17 protein-coding genes are annotated in these 19,257 nt (G+C 67.6%); 12 read left to right on the top strand and 5 right to left on the bottom strand.

Going from position 1 to position 19,257, the window contains the following annotated elements:
- Positions 1-176 precede the first annotated feature (176 nt).
- The gene (locus IEX33_RS04625) at positions 177-1,901 is read left to right on the top strand and encodes a dynamin family protein (protein WP_229675241.1); all 1,725 of its coding nucleotides are present in this window, start codon (positions 177-179) and stop codon (positions 1,899-1,901) included.
- Positions 1,898-3,514 carry a GTPase gene (locus IEX33_RS04630; RefSeq protein WP_188727991.1) on the top strand — a complete coding sequence of 539 codons (1,617 nt, stop codon included), beginning with the start codon at positions 1,898-1,900 and terminating at the stop codon, positions 3,512-3,514. Before IEX33_RS04625 ends, IEX33_RS04630 begins: the two co-directional genes overlap by 4 nt.
- Here IEX33_RS04630 and IEX33_RS04635 read toward each other — a convergent pair.
- The gene (locus IEX33_RS04635; protein WP_188727993.1) at positions 3,492-4,037 is read right to left on the bottom strand and encodes a DUF1697 domain-containing protein; all 546 of its coding nucleotides are present in this window, start codon (positions 4,035-4,037) and stop codon (positions 3,492-3,494) included. The genes IEX33_RS04630 and IEX33_RS04635 overlap by 23 nt on opposite strands.
- A gap of 50 nt (positions 4,038-4,087) precedes the next feature.
- A complete protein-coding gene (locus IEX33_RS04640; RefSeq protein WP_066276894.1) occupies positions 4,088-4,807 on the bottom strand; it encodes an IclR family transcriptional regulator in 720 nt (239 codons plus the stop codon).
- A gap of 113 nt (positions 4,808-4,920) precedes the next feature.
- Between IEX33_RS04640 and leuC the strand changes: the two genes are divergently transcribed.
- The 6 genes from leuC (at position 4,921) to IEX33_RS04670 (ending at position 11,455) form a co-directional block, all read left to right on the top strand.
- Positions 4,921-6,375, top strand: coding sequence for a 3-isopropylmalate dehydratase large subunit (gene leuC, locus IEX33_RS04645; protein WP_188727994.1), 1,455 nt, complete (start codon positions 4,921-4,923; stop codon positions 6,373-6,375).
- An 8-nt stretch (positions 6,376-6,383) separates the two neighbouring features.
- A complete protein-coding gene (gene leuD / locus IEX33_RS04650) occupies positions 6,384-6,995 on the top strand; it encodes a 3-isopropylmalate dehydratase small subunit (protein ID WP_188727996.1) in 612 nt (203 codons plus the stop codon).
- 151 nt (positions 6,996-7,146) lie between these two features.
- A complete protein-coding gene (gene murA / locus IEX33_RS04655; protein ID WP_066276889.1) occupies positions 7,147-8,472 on the top strand; it encodes a UDP-N-acetylglucosamine 1-carboxyvinyltransferase in 1,326 nt (441 codons plus the stop codon).
- 9 nt (positions 8,473-8,481) lie between these two features.
- Entirely contained in the window at positions 8,482-9,255 is a 774-nt protein-coding gene (locus tag IEX33_RS04660; RefSeq protein WP_188727997.1) for a lysophospholipid acyltransferase family protein, read from the top strand.
- Entirely contained in the window at positions 9,252-10,304 is a 1,053-nt protein-coding gene (locus tag IEX33_RS04665; protein WP_188727999.1) for an NAD(P)H-dependent glycerol-3-phosphate dehydrogenase, read from the top strand. Before IEX33_RS04660 ends, IEX33_RS04665 begins: the two co-directional genes overlap by 4 nt.
- 2 nt (positions 10,305-10,306) lie before the next feature.
- Positions 10,307-11,455 (top strand): D-alanine--D-alanine ligase family protein, encoded by a 1,149-nt coding sequence (locus IEX33_RS04670; protein WP_188728001.1) that lies wholly within the window; start codon positions 10,307-10,309, stop codon positions 11,453-11,455.
- 93 nt (positions 11,456-11,548) lie between these two features.
- Here the strand turns inward: IEX33_RS04670 and IEX33_RS04675 are convergent, their stop codons facing one another.
- On the bottom strand, positions 11,549-12,052 hold the full coding sequence (locus tag IEX33_RS04675) for a DUF3515 domain-containing protein (RefSeq protein ID WP_188728003.1): 504 nt from the start codon (positions 12,050-12,052) through the stop codon (positions 11,549-11,551).
- A gap of 258 nt (positions 12,053-12,310) precedes the next feature.
- Here IEX33_RS04675 and thiL point away from each other — a divergent pair, with 258 nt between their 5' ends.
- From thiL to rsmD, 4 genes are read left to right on the top strand one after another with little or no spacing between them, the layout of a single operon-like run.
- Positions 12,311-13,261 (top strand): thiamine-phosphate kinase, encoded by a 951-nt coding sequence (thiL, locus tag IEX33_RS04680; protein WP_188728235.1) that lies wholly within the window; start codon positions 12,311-12,313, stop codon positions 13,259-13,261.
- 22 nt (positions 13,262-13,283) lie between these two features.
- Positions 13,284-14,270 (top strand): DAK2 domain-containing protein, encoded by a 987-nt coding sequence (locus IEX33_RS04685; protein WP_188728005.1) that lies wholly within the window; start codon positions 13,284-13,286, stop codon positions 14,268-14,270.
- Complete coding sequence (locus IEX33_RS04690) at positions 14,260-16,527, top strand: ATP-dependent DNA helicase RecG (RefSeq protein ID WP_188728007.1); 2,268 nt, start codon at positions 14,260-14,262, stop codon at positions 16,525-16,527. Before IEX33_RS04685 ends, IEX33_RS04690 begins: the two co-directional genes overlap by 11 nt.
- 45 nt (positions 16,528-16,572) lie before the next feature.
- The gene (gene rsmD / locus IEX33_RS04695) at positions 16,573-17,196 is read left to right on the top strand and encodes a 16S rRNA (guanine(966)-N(2))-methyltransferase RsmD (protein WP_188728009.1); all 624 of its coding nucleotides are present in this window, start codon (positions 16,573-16,575) and stop codon (positions 17,194-17,196) included.
- Between the two features lie 28 nt (positions 17,197-17,224).
- Here rsmD and IEX33_RS04700 read toward each other — a convergent pair whose 3' ends face one another.
- Entirely contained in the window at positions 17,225-18,010 is a 786-nt protein-coding gene (locus IEX33_RS04700) for a spermidine synthase (RefSeq protein ID WP_188728012.1), read from the bottom strand.
- Entirely contained in the window at positions 18,010-19,239 is a 1,230-nt protein-coding gene (locus tag IEX33_RS04705) for an aminotransferase class I/II-fold pyridoxal phosphate-dependent enzyme (protein ID WP_229675224.1), read from the bottom strand. Before IEX33_RS04705 ends, IEX33_RS04700 begins: the two co-directional genes overlap by 1 nt.
- Positions 19,240-19,257 lie beyond the last annotated feature (18 nt).

Below are 19,257 nucleotides of genomic sequence, written 5' to 3' on the forward strand. Positions count from 1 at the left end.
TGGTCCCGGGCACACGCCCGGGGCCATTTTCTGTTGTGTGCTGGAGCCCACCGGCAACGCGCGCCCGAACTGCGGCCGTGTGGAGCCCGAACTGGCATGATGTTGCTGTGACCTCCCCGAACGAGCAGGACCACCCGAACCACGCGCAGCACACGCCCACGGGCAGTGCCGCAGCCCTGGCGGCCGTCGCGCTGCTGGAAGAGGTGCGCGAGGATCTGGCCGCCACTGAGCTGCCGCTTGCCCTGACTGACTCGGAGCAGGCCCGGCGTGAGGCAGCCAGCGCCGTGGCCCAGCTCGATGATTACATCCTTCCGCGGTATCGGAGCCTTGACGCTCCGCTCCTGGCCGTCGTCGGGGGTTCCACGGGTGCGGGCAAGTCAACCCTCGTGAACGGGATCGTGGGGCACCCGGTCACCCGCGCAGGCGCCATCCGTCCCACCACCCGCCAGCCCATCCTCCTGCACCACCCGTCGGAGGCGGACTGGTTCGAGGGCCAGCGCGTGCTGCCGAGCCTCAGCAGGATCCGTGGGTCCGTTACCCACAGCCCCGTGCCGGCAAACCGGGCAGGAGCGGTTCCGGATGCAGCCGCCATGTCTTCCCTTGTCCTCGTGGCAGACCCGGGAGTGCCCGCCGGAGTTGCCGTCCTGGATGCCCCGGATGTTGATTCCATCTCGGATGACAACCGCAAGCTGGCTGCCCAGCTCCTGGCTGCCGCCGACCTGTGGGTCTTCGTTACCACTGCCAACCGTTACGCCGACGCCGTGCCTTGGAAGCTGCTCCTCAACGCCGCTTCGCGGGACATCATGGTGGGGGTGGTCCTGGACAGGGTTCCTCCGGGTGCGGAAGAAGAAGTCAGCGAGGACCTGCGCAGCCTCCTTGACCGGGAAGGCCTCGCCGCGGCGCAGCTGTTCGTCATTCCGGAGACCACCCTGGATCCGATGGGCATGCTGCCCGCCGGGGCCGTCCAGCCGCTGCGGGCCTGGCTGGCGGACCTGGCCGCCGACGCCGCCGGCCGGTCCGACATCGCCCGCCGCACGTTGAACGGGACTGTGCGGGCGATGGCAGGGCGCGTCTCCGCCGTCGCGCAGGCCGCGCGGGAGCAGCAGCACGCCGCCACTAACCTCGAAGAAGCGGCCGTCGGGGCCTACCGGGACGCTGCGGACCGCATCCTGGATGCCACGAGGGACGGCGCGCTCCTGAGGGGAGAGGTGCTGGCCCGCTGGCAGGACTTTGTGGGTACAGGGGAATTCTTCCGCACCCTCGAGCAGAACGTGGGACGGTTCCGCGACCGCGTGGGTGCCTTCTTCCGTGGTGAACCCGCACCCGCCGTCAGGGTGGAAGCCGCCATCGAGACCGGCCTGCAGGCAGTCATTGTTGACGAGGCCGCCAATGCCGCCGAGGACACGGACCAGCGCTGGCGGAACGATCCCGCCGGGCGCCAGCTGCTGGGTACGGACGACCTCTCCGGCACAACGCCGGGCTTTGAAGACCGCGCCGCCGCAGAGATCCGGGTCTGGCAGGAAGCCCTGATGGACATGATCCGCACCGAGGGCCAGGGAAAGCGGACGCAGGCCCGCTGGCTGTCCTTCGGCATCAACGGACTCGGCGCCGCGCTGATGATCGTCGTCTTCTCCATGACGGCGGGGCTCACGGGACTCGAGGTGGGTGTCGCCGGAGGAACCGCCGTCGTGGGCCAACGGCTGCTCGAGGCCGTCTTCGGCGAGGACGCCGTCAGGCGCATGGCCGAAAAAGCGCGCGAGGACCTTCACACCCGATGCCTGGTGCTGCTGCAGGAAGAGAGGCGCAAGTTCCTCTCCCGCCTGCCGGAATACGACGGCAGCATTCCCGACACCCTGGCTGCGCACGCCGCCGCCCTGGTGCGGCTGGCGGACAACGCGTGAGCCGCCACAGTGGCGCCCGGGAGGCGACCCGGCTGGACCGCCGGCTTTCCGCCCTCAACGACGCCCGCGAGCTTGGCGAAGGCGTCCTTCCGGACGAGTCCCTGCAGGAAGTCTTCAGTGTCCTGGAGCGCGCAAGTTCGCGGCGGTCGCTCTCTGCAGACCACACGGTGGTGGGATTTTTTGGTGCCACGGGCAGCGGAAAATCCTCTCTTTTCAACGCCGTCAGCGGCGCGGAAATTGCGACGGCGGCAGCGCGCCGTCCAACGACGTCGGAACCTTTGGCAGGGGTATGGGGTGCGGACGGCAGCGAACCGCTGCTGGACTGGCTGGAGGTCCGCAACCGCCACCACGCCGCTGCTGTCGAAGGATTCGCGGACGAGGACACCGGCCTGGTCCTGCTGGACCTGCCGGACTTCGACTCCACCAAGGCATCCAACCGTGAGGTGGTACAGCGGATGGTGGGAATGGTGGACGTCCTGGTGTGGGTCCTTGATCCGCAAAAGTACGCCGACGCGGCAGTGCACAACGACTTCCTGTCCCGCCTGGCCTCGCACGGCGCGGTGACCCTGGTGGTGCTGAACCAGGTGGACCTGCTGCCGGAACGCGATGTGCAGCCCGTCCTGGATTCCCTGCGCTCCATCCTTGCCCGCGACGGACTTGCCAAGGTTCAGGTGCTTGCGGCTTCGGCGGTGACGGGAGCCGGCGTTGACCAGGTCCGGGCTGCCATCCGTGGGGTTGCCATTAAACGCAAGGCCCAGTCGCAGCGGCTTGCTGCCGATATCACCAAGGCATCAGCGGAGCTGGGGGCGGTGTCCGGCGAGGGAACCGCAGCCGGTGTACGGCCTGCGGCCATTACCCGCCTTGCCGACGAACTGGCTGTGGCAGCCAACGTTCCCGTAGTGGTCCGCGCGGTGGGCCAGTCCTACCGGCTGGAGTCCGTCAGGCGCACGGGCTGGCCCGTGACCCGGTGGCTCTCCCGGTTCCGTGCTGATCCGCTGCGGCGGCTCAACCTGCGCAGCGCGGCGCCATCGGAGCTCAACCGGACATCCCTGCCACCGGCAGGAGCGCCGGAGCGGGCACGCACGGACGCCGCCGTGCGTGAATTCGCCGACGCCGCGAGCACCGGCGCTCCCGGGCCCTGGCGGGCCGCCATCCGGGGAGCCGCCAGGGAGGGGCGGGAGCGGCTGCCCGATGCACTTGACCAGGCCATCGCCGGAACGGACCTCGCCGCCAACCGGAAGTCCTGGTGGTGGGGAGTTTTCAACGTGGTGCAGTGGCTGGCGCTGCTCACCGTCCTGGGCGGACTGGGCTGGCTCGGCGTCCTGGCTGCCCTGGGCTATTTCCAGATGCCCGTGCCTGAGGTGCCCCGGGTGGAGGGTTGGCCAATTCCCACCCTGATGATTGCAGGGGGTGTGGTGCTGGGTATTTTCCTGGCCATCACCGGCCGCTTCATAGCCGCTGCTGCGGCCAACATACGGGCAGCGAGGGCACGGAAGAGGCTCAATGCCGCGGTGGCTGCTGTTGCGCAGGAACTCGTGGTGGAACCGGTGGAGCTGGAGGTCAGCAGGCAGGCCGCATTCGATGCTGCGCTCAGGACGGCTGCAGCCGGCTAGCTGCGTCCCGGACCTTGACCAGGGTCCGAAGGTTGCGCGTCGTGGTTGCGGCTTTGAACTTCGCTTTGGCGGAGATCTTGCTGAAGGGGCTGTCCAGGGTTCCGCCGGCCGGTGCCAGCCAGGCCAGCGCCTCCGGCCCCAGCCTCTTCTGCTGGTGTCCTTCCAGGGCGGCCCCGGCCGCGTCGAGTTCATCGAGCACGTCGTGGTCCGAGGAGAGCGTGATGTAGGTATGGGTGGCCTTGTCGTCGTCCGGGTAGGGGCACGCCGCCACGAGTTCTGAGACCCGGCCGGCCTCGAGGACCACCACCCAGGCATCATAGCCAAAGGCATCCCGGAGGCACTTCTCACAGGTGCGCTTCACAGCGGCGGCGCCGAGGTTGCTGGTGAGGACCACGTTTCCGCTCGCAAGCAGTGTCCCGGCGTCCTGGAATCCGGCAGCCTGGAGGGCGTCCCGCAAGGCGGCCATTTTGATGTTGATGCCGCCCACGTTAATGCCACGGAGAAAAACCGCATAGCTGCCCATGGCGAAATCCTAGCGCCGGGCGGGCTGGTTGCGTCGGCCTAGGCCGGGCGTCAGTCGTTGTTCTTGCGGAGGGCTTCGGTGAGGAGCCGTCCGGCGTTGCACACTACTTCCGCGTGCAGCCGGCCGGGCTGGCGGGTGAGGCGCTCAATGGGCCCGGAAATGGAGACGGCCGCGATGACCCGGCCGGACGGTCCGCGCACCGGTGCGGAGACGGAGGCGACCCCCGGCTCCCGTTCGCCGAGGCTCTGTCCCCAGCCCCGGCGTCGTACTCCTGCCAGGACCGTCGGCGTGAAGCGTGCTGACTGCAGTCCCTCGAGGAGGCGGTCATGGTCTTCCCACGCGAGCAGTACCTGCGCTGCCGAACCTGCCTTCATGGACAGCTGGGTGCCTACGGGGATGGTGTCGCGAAGGCCGATGGGCCGTTCGGCCGACGCAACGCACACGCGCCAGTCACCCTGGCGGCGGAAAATCTGGGCGCTTTCCCCGGTGGCGTCGCGCAGCTGCATCAGGACGGGCCCGGCGGAAGCTATCAGACGGTCCTCGCCTGCAGCAGAGGCCAGCTCAACCAGGCGGCTTCCCAGGACAAAACGGCCCTGGATGTCGCGGCTCACCAGGCGGTGGTGGACCAGGGCGAGGGCCAGGCGGTGGACAGTGGGCCGGGCCAGGCCGGTGGCTGCCACAAGCTGCGCCAGCGTGGTGGGGCCGGCTTCGAGCGCATCAAGCACCTGGGCCGCTTTATCAATGACACCGACTCCACTAGAATTGTCCATGTAATGATATTGCCGTCTCAATATCTGAGATGCAAATCTTTCGGCTGGCGCAGTGCCAAGCCGTCCTGATTCAGTTGATCTCATCAGCCAAACAGCAGTGAAGGGAGATGGCCATGGCAAAGACATTGGCCGAGAAAGTCTGGGACGCACACGTGGTGCGCAAAGGTGATGGTGACGGTGCCAACGCCCAGCCCGACCTTCTCTTCATCGACCTCCACCTGGTCCACGAAGTGACGTCACCGCAGGCGTTTGAAGGCCTGCGTCTGGCAGGGCGCAAGCTGCGCCGCCCGGACCTCACCATCGCCACGGAGGACCACAACACTCCCACGCTGGACATCGACAAGCCTATCGCCGACCTCACCAGCCGCACCCAGATCCAGACCCTGCGCAACAACTGCGCCGAGTTCGGTGTCCGGCTGCACAGCCTCGGGGACGCGGAGCAGGGCATCGTCCACGTGGTCGGCCCGCAGCTGGGCCTCACCCAGCCGGGAATGACAGTGGTCTGCGGCGACTCCCACACGTCAACGCACGGTGCTTTCGGCGCCCTGGCCATGGGCATCGGCACCTCCGAGGTGGAGCACGTCATGGCCACCCAGACGCTCTCCCTAAAGCCATTCAAGACCATGGCCATCAACGTCGAGGGCACACTGCGTCCCGGCGTGACCGCCAAGGACATCATCCTGGCCGTCATCGCCAAGATCGGCACCGGCGGCGGGCAAGGCTATGTCCTGGAATACCGTGGGTCCGCCATCCGCTCGCTGTCCATGGACGCGCGCATGACCATCTGCAACATGTCCATCGAAGCCGGTGCCCGCGCCGGCATGGTGGCGCCGGACGAAACCACCTACGCCTTTATGGAGGGCCGTCCGCACGCTCCCCAGGGTGCCGACTGGGACGCCGCCGTCGAGTACTGGAACACGCTGCGCACTGACGACGACGCCGTCTTCGACGCCCAGGTTGACCTGGACGCCGACACCCTGGAGCCGTTCGTCACCTGGGGCACCAACCCCGGCCAGGGCGTCTCGCTGTCCGAGTCCGTGCCGTCCCCGGAGGACTTCGGCGACGAGAACGCGAAGGCTGCCGCCGAGCGGGCGCTGCAGTACATGGGGCTGGAGGCCGGCACCCCGATGAAGGACATCCGCGTGGACACGGTGTTCCTGGGCTCCTGCACCAACTCCCGCATGGAGGACCTGCGGGCTGCCGCGGGCATCATCCGCGGACGCCAAAAGGACCCCAACGTCCGGATGCTGGTTGTTCCGGGCTCCGCGCGCGTGCGGCTGGAAGCCGAGGCCGAGGGCCTGGACCGCGTGTTCAAGGACTTCGGTGCGGAGTGGCGCTTTGCCGGCTGCTCCATGTGCCTGGGCATGAACCCGGACCAGCTGGAGGTGGGGGAGCGCTGCGCTTCCACCTCGAACCGCAACTTCGAAGGACGCCAGGGCAAGGGCGGCCGCACCCACCTGGTGTCCCCGGTGGTCGCCGCCGCCACCGCCATCCGGGGCACCCTGAGTTCGCCGTCGGACCTTGATCCGGCCCCCGAATCCGCCGCCATCCGCACCGACGAAGCCTAGGACACGCCATGGAAAAGTTCACCACCCACACAGGAATCGGCGTCCCGCTGCGGCAGAGCAACGTGGACACGGACCAGATCATCCCCGCCGTCTACCTCAAGCGGATCACCCGGACCGGCTTCGAGGACGCCCTGTTCTCGGCATGGCGCAAGGACCCGTCCTTCATCCTTAACAAGGAGCCCTTCTCTGCCGGCTCCGTTTTGGTGGCTGGCCCGGACTTCGGTACCGGATCGTCCCGCGAGCACGCCGTCTGGGCGCTGAAGGACTACGGCTTCAAGGCCGTCCTCTCCTCGCGCTTCGCCGACATCTTCCGCGGGAACTCCGGCAAGCAGGGCCTGCTGGCCGCCGAGCTCTCCCAGGACGACATCGAGCTCATCTGGAAGGAACTCGAGAACGCTCCGGGGACCGAAGTCACTGTGGACCTGGTGTCCAAGACGGTGGTGTGCGGAAACATCGTTGCGCCCTTCGAGATCGACGACTACACCCGCTGGCGCCTGCTGGAAGGCCTCGACGACATCGGGCTGACCTTGCAGCATGAGGCGGACATCACGGCCTACGAGGCCACCCGGCCCTCGTTCAAGCCCAAAACCCTGCCTGCGCGCCTTTCCTCCGCGGGCTGAAGCAGAGTTCCATGTCATAAAAAGGTGCGACGGCGGCGCGCCACGCCCTGCCGCCGTCGCCTGCGTATTTCGGTTCGGTAACGCAACCTCCTATGCTTGGTTGGAGCCTTTGCAAGGATTTAGGGGCGAGTGATCGTAAGGAAACCGGTATATGAGTAGTGTTCTGACAATCCGCGGCGGAGTCCCGCTTACAGGCCGCGTCAGCGTCAGGGGAGCAAAGAATCTTGTCCCCAAGGCGATGGTGGCAGCGTTGCTGGGTAACGAACCCTCGGTGTTGCGGAACGTCCCGGAGATCAAGGATGTGGAGGTGGTCACCTCCCTCCTGCAGCTGCACGGCGTCACCGTGGTCAAGGACCCGGTCAACGGGGACCTCACGCTGGATCCGAAGGCAGCCAAGACGGCCTCCAGCACTGCCATTGACGCCCACGCTGGCGACTCCCGGATTCCCATCCTGCTCTGCGGGCCGCTGATCCACGCCATCGGCGAGGCGTTCATTCCCGATCTCGGCGGCTGCAAAATCGGCGACCGCCCCATCGACTACCACCTGGACGTGCTGCGCCAGTTCGGTGCCGTGGTGGAGAAGCGCCCCGGCGGGATCCACATCTCGGCACCCAAGGGCCTGCACGGGGCAAAGATCTCCCTTCCGTATCCGTCGGTGGGCGCCACCGAGCAGGTCCTGCTGAGCGCCACCCGCGCCGAAGGCATCACCGAGCTCTCCGGTGCCGCCACCGAGCCGGAGATCATCGACCTCATCGCCGTGCTGCAGAAGATGGGCGCCATCATCAGCGTCCAGACGGACCGGACCATCCGCATTGAAGGTGTCCGCGACCTCGGCGGCTACAACCACCGGGCACTCTCGGACCGGAACGAATCAGCGTCGTGGGCCTCTGCTGCCCTGGTCACCAAGGGCGACATTTTTGTTGAAGGCGCATCCCAGCGGGACATGATGACCTTCCTGAACACCTACCGCAAGGTGGGCGGCGGGATGGACATCGGCGAGGACGGCATCCGTTTCTACCACCACGGCGGCAAGCTCAACCCGCTGGTCCTGGAGACGGACGTGCACCCCGGCTTCATGACGGACTGGCAGCAGCCCCTGGTGGTGGCCCTGACCCAGGCCGAAGGCGTGTCAATCGTTCACGAGACTGTCTACGAGAACCGCTTCGGATTCACGGATGCGCTCATCCGGATGGGTGCCAGCATCCAGGTGCACCGGGAATGCCTGGGCAGCGTGCCGTGCCGCTTTGGCCAGCGCAACTTCCTGCATTCGGCCGTGATCTCCGGACCCACCCAGCTCAAGGGCACCGACATCGACGTTCCGGACCTCCGCGGCGGCTTCAGCCACCTGATTGCAGCACTGGCGGCCACGGGAACCTCGCGCGTGACCGGCATCGACATCATCAACCGCGGCTACGAACGGTTTACCGAAAAACTGGCCGGGCTGGGTGCCGACTTCGACATCACCACCACGAAGTAGCGGGCAGACGTGAAGGAACCGGCCAAGAGCCGCGCCACCCTTGCGGTGGTCGCCGCAATAGTCCGCCCCCTGTTCAACCTCATGATGGACAAGAAGTGGGAGGGCACCGATAAGCTGCCTGCCGGCGGCTTTATTGCGGCGCCAAACCACTGCACCGAGATCGATCCCCTGATCGTGGGCCACCTCCTCTACAACCACGGGATTGCCCCGCACTTCCTCGCCAAGTCCGGCCTGTTCAAGGTTCCGGTCCTGGGCTGGGTCCTGCGGGCCACCAAGCAGATCCCGGTGGAGCGTTCGACGGCGGGGGCGAACCGCTCCCTCCAGCTCGCGCAGGAGATCGTTGCCGAGGGCGGTGCCATCATCATCTATCCCGAGGGCACCCTCACCCGTGACCCTGCCCTGTGGCCCATGAAGGGCCACACGGGCGCAGCGCGGCTCGCCCTTGAAGGCGGCATCCCGGTGGTGCCGATCGCCCACTGGGGTGCCCACGAGGTCTTCCCCCGCTACGGCAAGCGGTTCCACCTGTTCCCGCGCAAGAGGTCCAGGGTTGTTGTGGGCGATCCCGTGGACCTGAGCGCCTTCGCCGGCCGTCCGCTGGACAAAGCCACACTGACAGGCGCCACGGACGCAATCATGGACGCAATCACCAGCCTTCTCGCGGAGATCCGCCAGGAAGAGCCTCCCGCGGAGCGCTGGGACCCGGCCAAGCAGCAGCAGGCGAAGCACGGCAGGTTCGTGGAGCGCGGACAGCAGCAACCCGGCACTGGAACGGAAACTCCGTGACCGCTGGGGAAAGGCAGGCGGGCTCGGCCCGTTCCGTTGCTGTCCTCGGTGCCGGCTCCTGGGGGACAACGTTCGCCAAGATCCTGGCTGATGCAGCGGCTGCAGCAGGGGATCCGCGCAGCATCAGGCTGTGGGGCCGCCGCGCTGAAGTGGTGGACCAGATCAACACCAGCCACGTCAACGAGCAGTACCTGAAGGACGTCCCGCTCCCGGAGAGCATCTCGGCGTCCACGGACGTTGCCGCTGTCCTGGACGGCGCGGACCTCGTGGTCATCGCCGTCCCGGCGCAGTCCTTACGGCCGCAGCTGCGGGAGTGGAAGGGCCTGATCGCGCCGGACGCCATGGTTGTTTCCCTGATGAAGGGCCTTGAGCTCGGCACGGACGCCCGGATGAGCGAGGTCATCGGCGAGGAGCTTGGCCTGCCCGCCGAACGCATCGCCATTGTGTCCGGTCCCAACCTGGCCATGGAGATCGCCCGCGAAGAACCAACCGCATCGGTGGTTGCCTGCACGGATTCCGCCGCTGCCGGCTGGATCGCCAGGAGCTGCACCGCTCCCTATTTCCGGCCCTACACCACGGCGGACGTCGTTGGGGTGGAGATCGGCGGGATCGTGAAAAACGTCATTGCGCTGGCCGTGGGCATCTGCGAGGGCAAGCAGATGGGGGACAACACCAAAGCGTCCGTCATCACCCGCGGCCTCGCCGAAACGTCCCGCCTCGCCCTGGCACTGGGCGGCGAGGCCAAGACCATGGCCGGCCTGGCCGGGCTGGGCGACCTCGTGGCCACCTGCTCCTCGCCGCTCTCGCGCAACCACACCGCGGGCCGGCTGCTCGGCCAGGGCCTCACGCTGGAGGAGGTGGGCCAGAAGATGACCCAGACCGCCGAAGGCATAAAATCGGGCCAGGCCGTCCACGAACTGGCAGGCAAGCTGGGCGTCGAGATGCCTATCACTGCCGCCGTCGTTGCCGTGCTGGCCGGCAAGCTGTCCGTTGACCAACTGGGGCCCCTCCTGCTGTCCCGGGAACTGAAACCTGAAGGCGATTACTGACGATGTCCCACGAAAACCTGGCCGCGGGGGAGACCGCGCCGCGGGCGAAACCCCGGGTGGCGGTACTTTTCGGCGGCCGCTCCAGCGAGCACGCCGTGAGCTGCGTAACGGCTGCCGGTGTACTCGGCGCCATCAACAAGGACAAGTACGAGGTGATTCCGATTGGAATCGCCAAGACCGGGCAATGGGTCCTCGCGGGCGCCGACACCGCCCAATGGTCCCTGGCGTCGACGGCCCTGCCAGAGGTGGCGCCGTCACCGCAGACCGTCACCCTGGCGGAAATCGGGGGCGAACACCAGCTGATCGTGGCCTCCCCGAACGAGGTGCCCCAGGAGCTCGGAACCGTTGATGTGGTCTTCCCGCTGCTTCACGGCCCCTTCGGCGAGGACGGCACCATCCAGGGGCTGCTGGAACTCTCGGACACCCGCTACGTGGGCGCCGGCGTCCTGGCTTCCGCCGTGGGCATGGACAAGCACTACATGAAAGTGGTCTTCGAGGCGGCCGGGCTGCACGTGGGCCCGTATGTGGCGGTCACCGACCGGCAGTGGCTCAAGGACCCGGAGCTGGTACGGAAACAGGTGGACCGGCTGGGCTTCCCGGTCTTCGTCAAACCGGCCCGCGCAGGCTCCTCAATGGGCATTTCCAAGGTTGATTCACTGGCGGACCTGGACGCCGCCATCGAGGAAGCCCGCAAGCACGACCTCAAGCTGGTGATCGAAGCCGGGATTATTGGCCGGGAGATCGAATGCGCTGTCCTTGAGGGCAGGGGCACAGACGCCCCGCGGACCTCCATGCCCGGGGAGATCTCCGTGGCCGGCGGCACCCACGAGTTCTACGATTTCAACGCCAAGTATGTGGAGGACGACGCCGCCTCCCTCAGCTGCCCGGCAGACATTCCCGAGGAAGCCATCGCCCGGGTCCGCGAGCTCGCAGCGGCAGCTTTTGACGCCGTCGGTGCCGAAGGACTGAGCCGTGTGGACTTCTTCTACACCCCAGCCGGTGAGCTCATTATCAACGAAATCAACACCATGCCAGGGTTCACACCCAAGAGCATGTACCCGCAGATGTGGGCGGCCTCCGGGCTGGACTACGCCGACCTCATCGATGAACTGATCTACCTGGCGCTGCACCGCAAAACCGGGCTCCGCTGACATTCCCACCGGCACCCTGACCTCGCTCCGCTTAGGCCAGGGAACCCTGCCGGCGTGGGCCCACCACCGGCACCCTGACCGGAACGTGGACCCTTACTGGCTGGGCGGCAGGTTCTGCAGGTCCTCCTGGCCCACGCAGTTCCTGGCCGCCGGTACCTTGCCGGCGGCCGCTGCAAGGTCTGCCAGGACTGTTGCAGAGCTGATTTTGTCGGGGTCCATCAGGATCTCGGTTGCCGGTTCGCGGCCATAGGTCGTCAGGGTCCAGACGGGGTTGCCCTCCTTGATGACCCAGTCGATGCCGTTAACGGTCACGCAGCGGTCTGTCGTGGGTCCCGGGACGTTGACGCCGCAGCGGAGGATCACCAGGGATGGATCACCCCAGGCGGCCGTCGCCTGGCTGTTGGTCTTCCGGAGCGGGTTCTCGCCAATCGCGTCCGGCAACGCCACCATCATGGGAGCGCAGGCGGGGTTGGCTGCGTCCTGGGCGGCAGGAACATCCACGGGAGGCGAACAGGACGTCAAGGGTATGGCCGCAAGGCTCCCAATCAGTGCCAGCCTGGCAGTGCGGGCGGACAGGGAAAGCTGGGGACGGTGCATCCCTCCAGCCTATCGCCGCGAACGGGGCAGCCCCGACGCCGGGCACCGCCTGCCCTCAATGTCAGGGCCCCGCGATAGCGTAGTGGGGTGCCTGAAAAACCCACGTCCTCCCGCCCCCAGCCCGGTCCGCAATCCGGCAGTGACCAGCCCGTTGCAGACGTGCCCCAGCTGACTGTCTCCGCCCTGCCTATCTCAGCCACGCCTGTCTCTGCCCTTTCCGAGGGCGAGCTGCTGGCCCGGATCTTTCCGCGGCTGGCCATGGAAGGCACGCACAGCGCCGCCACCCTCCTGGGGCCGGGGGATGATGCTGCCGTGATCGCCGCTCCGGACGGCAGGACTGTCATCAGCATCGACACCCAGGTCCAGGACCAGGATTTCCGGCTCCAGTGGCCAAGCGGCTACAAAACCACCGGGTTCGACGTCGGCTGGAAAGCAGCGGCTCAGAACCTCAGCGACATCAACGCCATGGGGGCCAGCGCAACCTCGCTGGTGGTGAGCCTCACGCTTCCTCCTGACACCCCTGTGGGCTGGGTGGAGGACCTGGCGGACGGACTCACCTCCGGGATCAGGGACCTCGGCGCAGCCAACTGCTCGGTGGCCGGAGGCGACCTGGGGCGCGGCCGGGAAATTTCCGTGACGGTTGCGGTGCTGGGCACCCTCGACGGCGGCCCGGCAGTCCTCCGGTCCGGGGCCAAACCCGGAGACACCCTGGCCCTCGCAGGCACCGCCGGCCACGCCGCCGCCGGCCTCGCCCTGCTGGAGTCCACCATTCCACTGGAAACACTCAGCGCCGAGCTCCGCGGCCTGGCCGAACTCCAGTGCAGGCCGCGGCCGCCCCTGGCCGCGGGACCTGCCGCGAGGGCTGCCGGCGCAACAGCGATGCTGGACATCTCGGACGGCATGCTGCGGGACGGCCTGCGGCTGGCGGCAGCCAGCGGTGTCGCCGTCGACCTCCATCCGCGCCCGCTGGAGCGGCTCAAGGACGTCCTGCGGCCCGCAGCGGACCTTCTGCACACGGATGCCGGCGGCTGGGTGCTCGGCGGCGGGGAAGACCACGGGCTGCTGGCCACATTCCCCTCCGGCACCCTGCTGCCCGCCGGATTCACTGCGATAGGCTCAATACAAGCACTGGGAATCAACGAGCGCCCGGTCGTCACAATAGCGGGCCGGTCCGCGGACACCGGGGGATGGGATCACTTTGCACACTAAGGTTGCCGCCAACGCGCAAGCGATGAAGAGGTGGTTGGGCAAGGCTGAGACGGCACTTGGCAACCACAGCGACCGCCTGAATGCCATCAATATTTTCCCGGTGGCCGATGGCGACACCGGGACCAACCTCTACGTCACCGTGCGGGCGGCCGCCCGGGCCGTATCCGCCGGCGGGGACCAGCCTGCGCAGATGGACGTGGGCGCCGTCCTGGCCACCGCAGGCCAGGCCGCCATGGAGGAAGCACGGGGAAACTCGGGAACGCTTCTCTCGGTGTTCCTGACGGCCGCCGCTGAGCCGCTCGCGGGACACACCCGCCTGACATCCACCCTCCTCGCAGCAGCGCTTAACCGCGCCCAGATCCGCGCCTGGTCAGCCTTGAGCGACCCCGTTCCCGGCACCATGCTCTCCGTCATGGAAGCGGCAGCCCGGGCTGCCGCGGCCGTGGACGCAGGGCAAAACGGTGACGACAGCAACCACGCCCTGGGCCTCGCCCTGGACGCCGCCGTCGAAGCTGCCCTCGCAGCCGTGATCCACACCGAAGGCCAACTGGCCGCCCTGACCTCCGCGCACGTGGTGGACGCCGGCGGGGTGGGAATGCTGCTGATCCTCGATTGCCTGCGCTCGGCGATCCTGGGCGAGGAGCTCCAAAGCGAGCTCCTCGACGGACTGCACGGCTACGACGTGTCGGATCCGCACATCCACAGCGCCATGCCGGACGACGACGGCGTGGAAGTCATGTGCACCATCAGCCTTTCCCCGCTCAACGCAGCCACCCTCCGGCAGCGGCTGGACGAGATCGGCGAATCGGTCATCATGAGCCAGGTGGGCAGCGGGCCCGACCCCGAGGGCAACTACCGGTGGCGCGTCCACGTCCACGTGCCCGAGGGGGAGCCCGCCGTCGAGATCATCCGGTCCCTCGGTGAGCCAGCCAACATCAGCATCAGCGAACTTGCCCTGCCGCGCGATCCGGCAGCGGATGCAGTGAACTCCAGCGGGCATGAGCGCTGAACTGGACCTGGCGCTGGAACGCCGGCTTGGCAAGCGTTCCGCCGCAGTCATCGAAAAGCACCTGGGCATCACCACGGTGGAGGGCCTGCTTAACTATTACCCGCGCCGCTACATGAACCGGGGGGAGCTGACCCCCATCAGCGAGATCCCGCGGGACGAGGAAGTCACCCTGATCGCGCGGGTCCTGTCCAGCAGCACCCGCCGCATGCAGGCGCGGCGCGGCACCATCACCGACGTCGTGGTTTCGGACGACGACGGGAAACAGGGACTTCGGCTGGTAGGTGGCACGGAGTACCGTGGCAAAGCGCCAGGGACGCTCAAGATCAGCTTCTTCAACGGCTACAAGGCCCAGGCGGAGCTGCTCCAGGGCCGGCTGGCCCTCTTTTCCGGCAAGGTCACCAGCTTCAAGGGATCCCTCGGCCTCACCAACCCGGACTACCAGCTCCTGGACGAGGACATGTTCAGTGGCAACGGCCGCGATCCGGAAAAGATGGCCGCCATGCCCATCCCCGTGTACCCGGCCACGTCCAAGCTGCCCAGCTGGAAAATCCAGAAGGCCGTCTCCACGCTGCTCGAAACCGCTGACCTCGACTCCCTGCCCGACCCCATCCCTGCCGACATCGCGGCACGGGAGAAGTTCCTCCCCATTGCCTCGGCGTACCGGCTGATCCACGAGCCGGAGTCAGCCGGTGACTGGCAGCAGGCCCGCCGCCGTTTCCGCTACCAGGAAGCGCTGGTGCTGCAGTCCGCGCTGGCCCGCCGCCGCGCCCAGCTTGGCGCGGAGGAAGCCACCGCCCGCAGGCCCGTCCCGGACGGTCTCCTGGCCCGCTTCGACGCCGATCTTCCCTTCACCCTCACTGCCGGGCAGGCCGCCGTCGGGGAGACCCTGGGGGGCGAGCTGGCCCGGGACACCCCCATGAACCGGCTCCTGCAGGGCGAAGTGGGCTCCGGCAAGACAGTAGTGGCGCTCAGGGCCATGCTGCAGGTGGTGGATGCCGGGGGCCAGGCGGCCCTGCTGGCGCCCACGGAAGTCCTCGCCGCGCAGCATTTCGATTCGATCCGCCGCACGCTGGGACCCCTGTCCAGCGACGGCCTGCTGGGCGGAATGGACGGCGCCTCCGTCCAGGTCTCGCTGCTCACCGGGTCCATGCCCACAGCCGCACGCCGCCAGGCCATGCTCGATGCCGCGTCCGGAACCGCGGGGATCGTCATCGGTACCCATGCCCTGCTCAGCGACAACGTCTCCTTTTACGACCTCGGCCTGATCGTGGTGGATGAGCAGCACCGGTTCGGCGTGGAGCAGCGTGACGCGCTCCGGGCCAAGGCCAGGAAGCCCCCGCACCTGCTCGTCATGACTGCCACACCTATCCCGCGGACGGTCGCCATGACCGTTTTTGGTGACCTCGAAACGTCCGTCCTGAACGAACTGCCGGCCGGCAGGGCCCCCATTTCCACGCACCTGGTGGGGCTCGCCGAGAACCCGGCATGGGCAGGCCGTATCTGGGCAAGGGCGCGGGAGGAGATTGACGCGGGCCACCAGGTGTACGTCGTCTGCCCCAGGATCGGTACGGACGACGACGGCGATTTCAGTCCCGGTGAAGCGGCGCCACCGGCGGGGGACACGGAAGGCGACGGCGGGCGGGAGCTCGCGTCGGTGAGCGCCGTCGTCGAGCATTTGTTGGAGGAGCCGTCGTTGTCCGGGGTGCCGCTGGCGCCGCTCCATGGCCGGCAGGAGCCGGACCTGAAGTTCCGGGTGATGGACGATTTTGCGGCGAACCGCATCAAGCTGCTGGTGTCCACCACCGTGATCGAGGTGGGCGTGGACGTCCACAATGCAACCCTGATGGTCATCCTTGATGCCGACAGGTTCGGGGTCTCCCAGCTGCATCAGCTCCGCGGCCGGGTGGGCCGGGGCGGGCTCCCGGGGACCTGCCTGCTGGTAACCTCCCTTGAGCCGGGCCACCCTAGCCGGCGCAGGCTGGAGGCAGTGGCCGCGACCACCGACGGGTTTGCGCTGTCCGAGGAGGACCTCAAGATGCGTCGCGAGGGCGACATCCTTGGGGCCTCGCAGTCGGGCGGACGCTCCACCCTGAAGCTGCTGCGGGTCCTGGAACACGGGGATGTTATTGCCAGGGCACGGGAAGATGCACAGCAGATCGTGGGCGGGGACCCCGCCCTGGCGGACCGTCCCGAGCTTGCCGAAGCGATAGAGAAGTACCTCAATCCGGAAAAGGAGGCGTTCCTTGAACGCGGATAGCATGGTGCGCGCCGGGTTGCCTGGCTTCGCAGACAGGAGTGCCCAGTGAGCCGGATCATTGCGGGGGCCGCCGGCGGCTCCCCCCTCACAGCCGTTCCCGGTTCCCTGACCAGGCCCACCACGGACCGGGTCAAGGAGGCGCTTTTCTCCCGGCTTGATGCCTTCAACGTCATTGCCGGTGCCAGGGTCCTGGACCTTTATGCCGGCTCCGGTTCCCTGGGGGTTGAGAGCGGCAGCAGGGGAGCGCAGACAGTCGACCTGGTGGAATCGGACGGAAAGGCAAGCGCCGTGTGCCAGCGCAATGCCGACCTCGTCAACGGCGTGCTGGGGCGCAAGGCCGTCACCGTGCACCGCTCGAAGGTCGAACCCTTCCTGGACCGTGCCCCGGAGACCGCTGAGTGGGACCTTGTCTTTATGGACCCGCCGTACCCGCTTGAGGAGGTGGCGTTGAGTGCCGCGCTCCAGAAGCTCGTACCGCACCTGTCGGCTGCCGCCGTGGTGGTGGTGGAGCGGTCATCCCGTTCCCCGGAGCCGCAGTGGCCTGACGCCCTGGCCAGGTTCGCCGAGAAGAAATACGGGGAAACCATGCTGTGGTACGCGGAGCCCAACGTGCCTGACGCCATTGACGAGGGCGACGTTCCGGAAGCGGCGGAACAGGCGGAACGCTAGCCGGGCCGGAGCCTGCCCCGTTCAGCGGTCAGCCCGCAAAGGGGTCCAGATCCAGTCCGGCCAGGACTTTCGCCGGGTGCGGCCCCAAGGCGGTCAGTTTCGCTGTCCAGTCCCGGGGCCATGGGATCTGCGTGCCCGTGAGGATGACGTTTCCGGGGTGGCGGCCCTCGAACATGCCCGCTTCTGCGAAGGCAGCCACATCCGCCATGGCCTCCCGCATGGCCGCCACCTGGCTTCGGACCAGTGTGAGCCCCGGTTCGTCACCCACATTGACGATCAGCACGCCGCCGGGGCTGAGCCGGTCCCTTATTTCCCGGTAGAACGCACTGCATGCCAGGTGCGCCGGTGCCTCCGGCCCGGAGAAGATGTCCAGGATGACGACGTCGAACCGGAGTTCCTGGTCCAGCCGGGCCAGTGATTCCCGGGCATCGCCCGTGACAGTGCGCAGGTCCGTGCCCTCGGGCAGGGGGAGCTGGCGCAGGACGAAGTCAAGCAGCTCGCGCTCCAGCTCCACGGCGTACTGCACCGATCCCGGCCGGGTTGCCTGGATGTACCGCGCCAGGGTCAGTGCCCCGGCCCCCAGGTGCAGTGCGCGGACAGGCTCCCCGGCAGGTGCTTCAAGGTCCACCAGGTGGCCGATCCGGCGGAGGTACTCGTAGAAGATTTCCTCCGGCCGGACAAGGTTGACGTGGGACTGTTCCGCGCCGCCGATACTCAGGACGTAGCTGCCTTCGGTGAAGGCATCCGGTTCAATGGACGCGTGCTGCCCGGTGGTCCGCAGGAACCGCGCCCGGGTTTCACGCCCGGCGGACATCAGAGCCTGCCGCTGAGGGAAGCCAGGCGCCCGGCGGCCTCGTGCAGGACGCCGTCCTTCTTGCAGAAGGCGAACCGGAGCAGGCTTCGGGTCCGCTGCGCACCCTCCTCGTGGCAGAACACGGGGACGGGAATCGCGGCGACTCCCACCAGCGCCGGGAGCCTCCGGGCCAGGTCCACAGAGTCAGTGATGCCCAGGGGAGCAGTGTCAACATTGACGAAGTACGTGCCCTGCGGGGAAAAGACGTCGAACCCTGCGGCGCGGAGCCCTTCGCTCAGGATGTCCCGCTTGTTCTGCAGCGATGCCGCGATGCCCTCGTAGAAGGAGTCCGGCAGGCCCAGCCCCAGGGCGATGGCCGACTGGAACGGGGTGCCCGAACTGTAGGTGAGGAACTGCTTGACTGTCCGCACGGCGGCCACCAGGTTCTCCGGGCCCGTGAGCCAGCCGATCTTCCACCCCGTCAGGGAGAACGTCTTGCCCGCGGAGGAGATGGTGATGGTGCGGTCTGCGGCTCCGGGCAGGGATGCCACCGGCACGTGGCTGACGCCGAACGTGAGGTGTTCATAAACCTCATCCGTAACGATGACGCTGTTGTGGGTGCGCGCCAGGTCGACGATCCGCTGCAGCACTTCCCGCGGGAAGACAGCGCCGGTGGGGTTGTGGGGGTTGTTCAGGAGGACAATCTTTGTCCGGGGGCTGAACGCGGCTTCGAGCGCTGCCATGTCCGGCATAAAGTCCGGGGCCAGCAGCGGGGCGGTCACGTGGGTTGCGCCGGACAGGCCGATGACCGCGCCGTAGGAATCGTAGAAGGGTTCCAGCGTCAGCACCTCGTCGCCGGGCCCGGCAAACGCCAGGAGTGAGGCGGCAATGGCCTCGGTGGCGCCGGTGGTGATAACCACCTCGGAGGCGGGATCGGGCGAAAGGCCATAGAAGCGCTGCTGGTGTGCCGCCACTGCCTCCCGCAGTTCCGGGATGCCCTTACCGGGCGCATACTGGTTCGCGCCTGCTGCGATGGCGGCCCGGGCGGCTTCCCTGATTTCCAGTGGTCCGTCCTCGTCCGGAAATCCCTGGCCGAGGTTGATGGCGCCTGTCTGGACAGCCAGGGTGGTCATCTCCTCGAAGATAGTGACGCCCAGCCCTCCGCCGGGGGAGAGGAGGTTTGCTCCGAGGGCTGTGCGCTGCCAGGGAGCGGGAGCCGTGGGGGCGGAAACTTCCCGTGGTGCATGCATCCAGTCATGGTATCCCGG

The sequence above is a fragment of the Pseudarthrobacter scleromae genome (genome assembly GCF_014644515.1).
GTDB classification, from domain to species: Bacteria; Actinomycetota; Actinomycetes; order Actinomycetales; family Micrococcaceae; genus Arthrobacter; species Arthrobacter scleromae.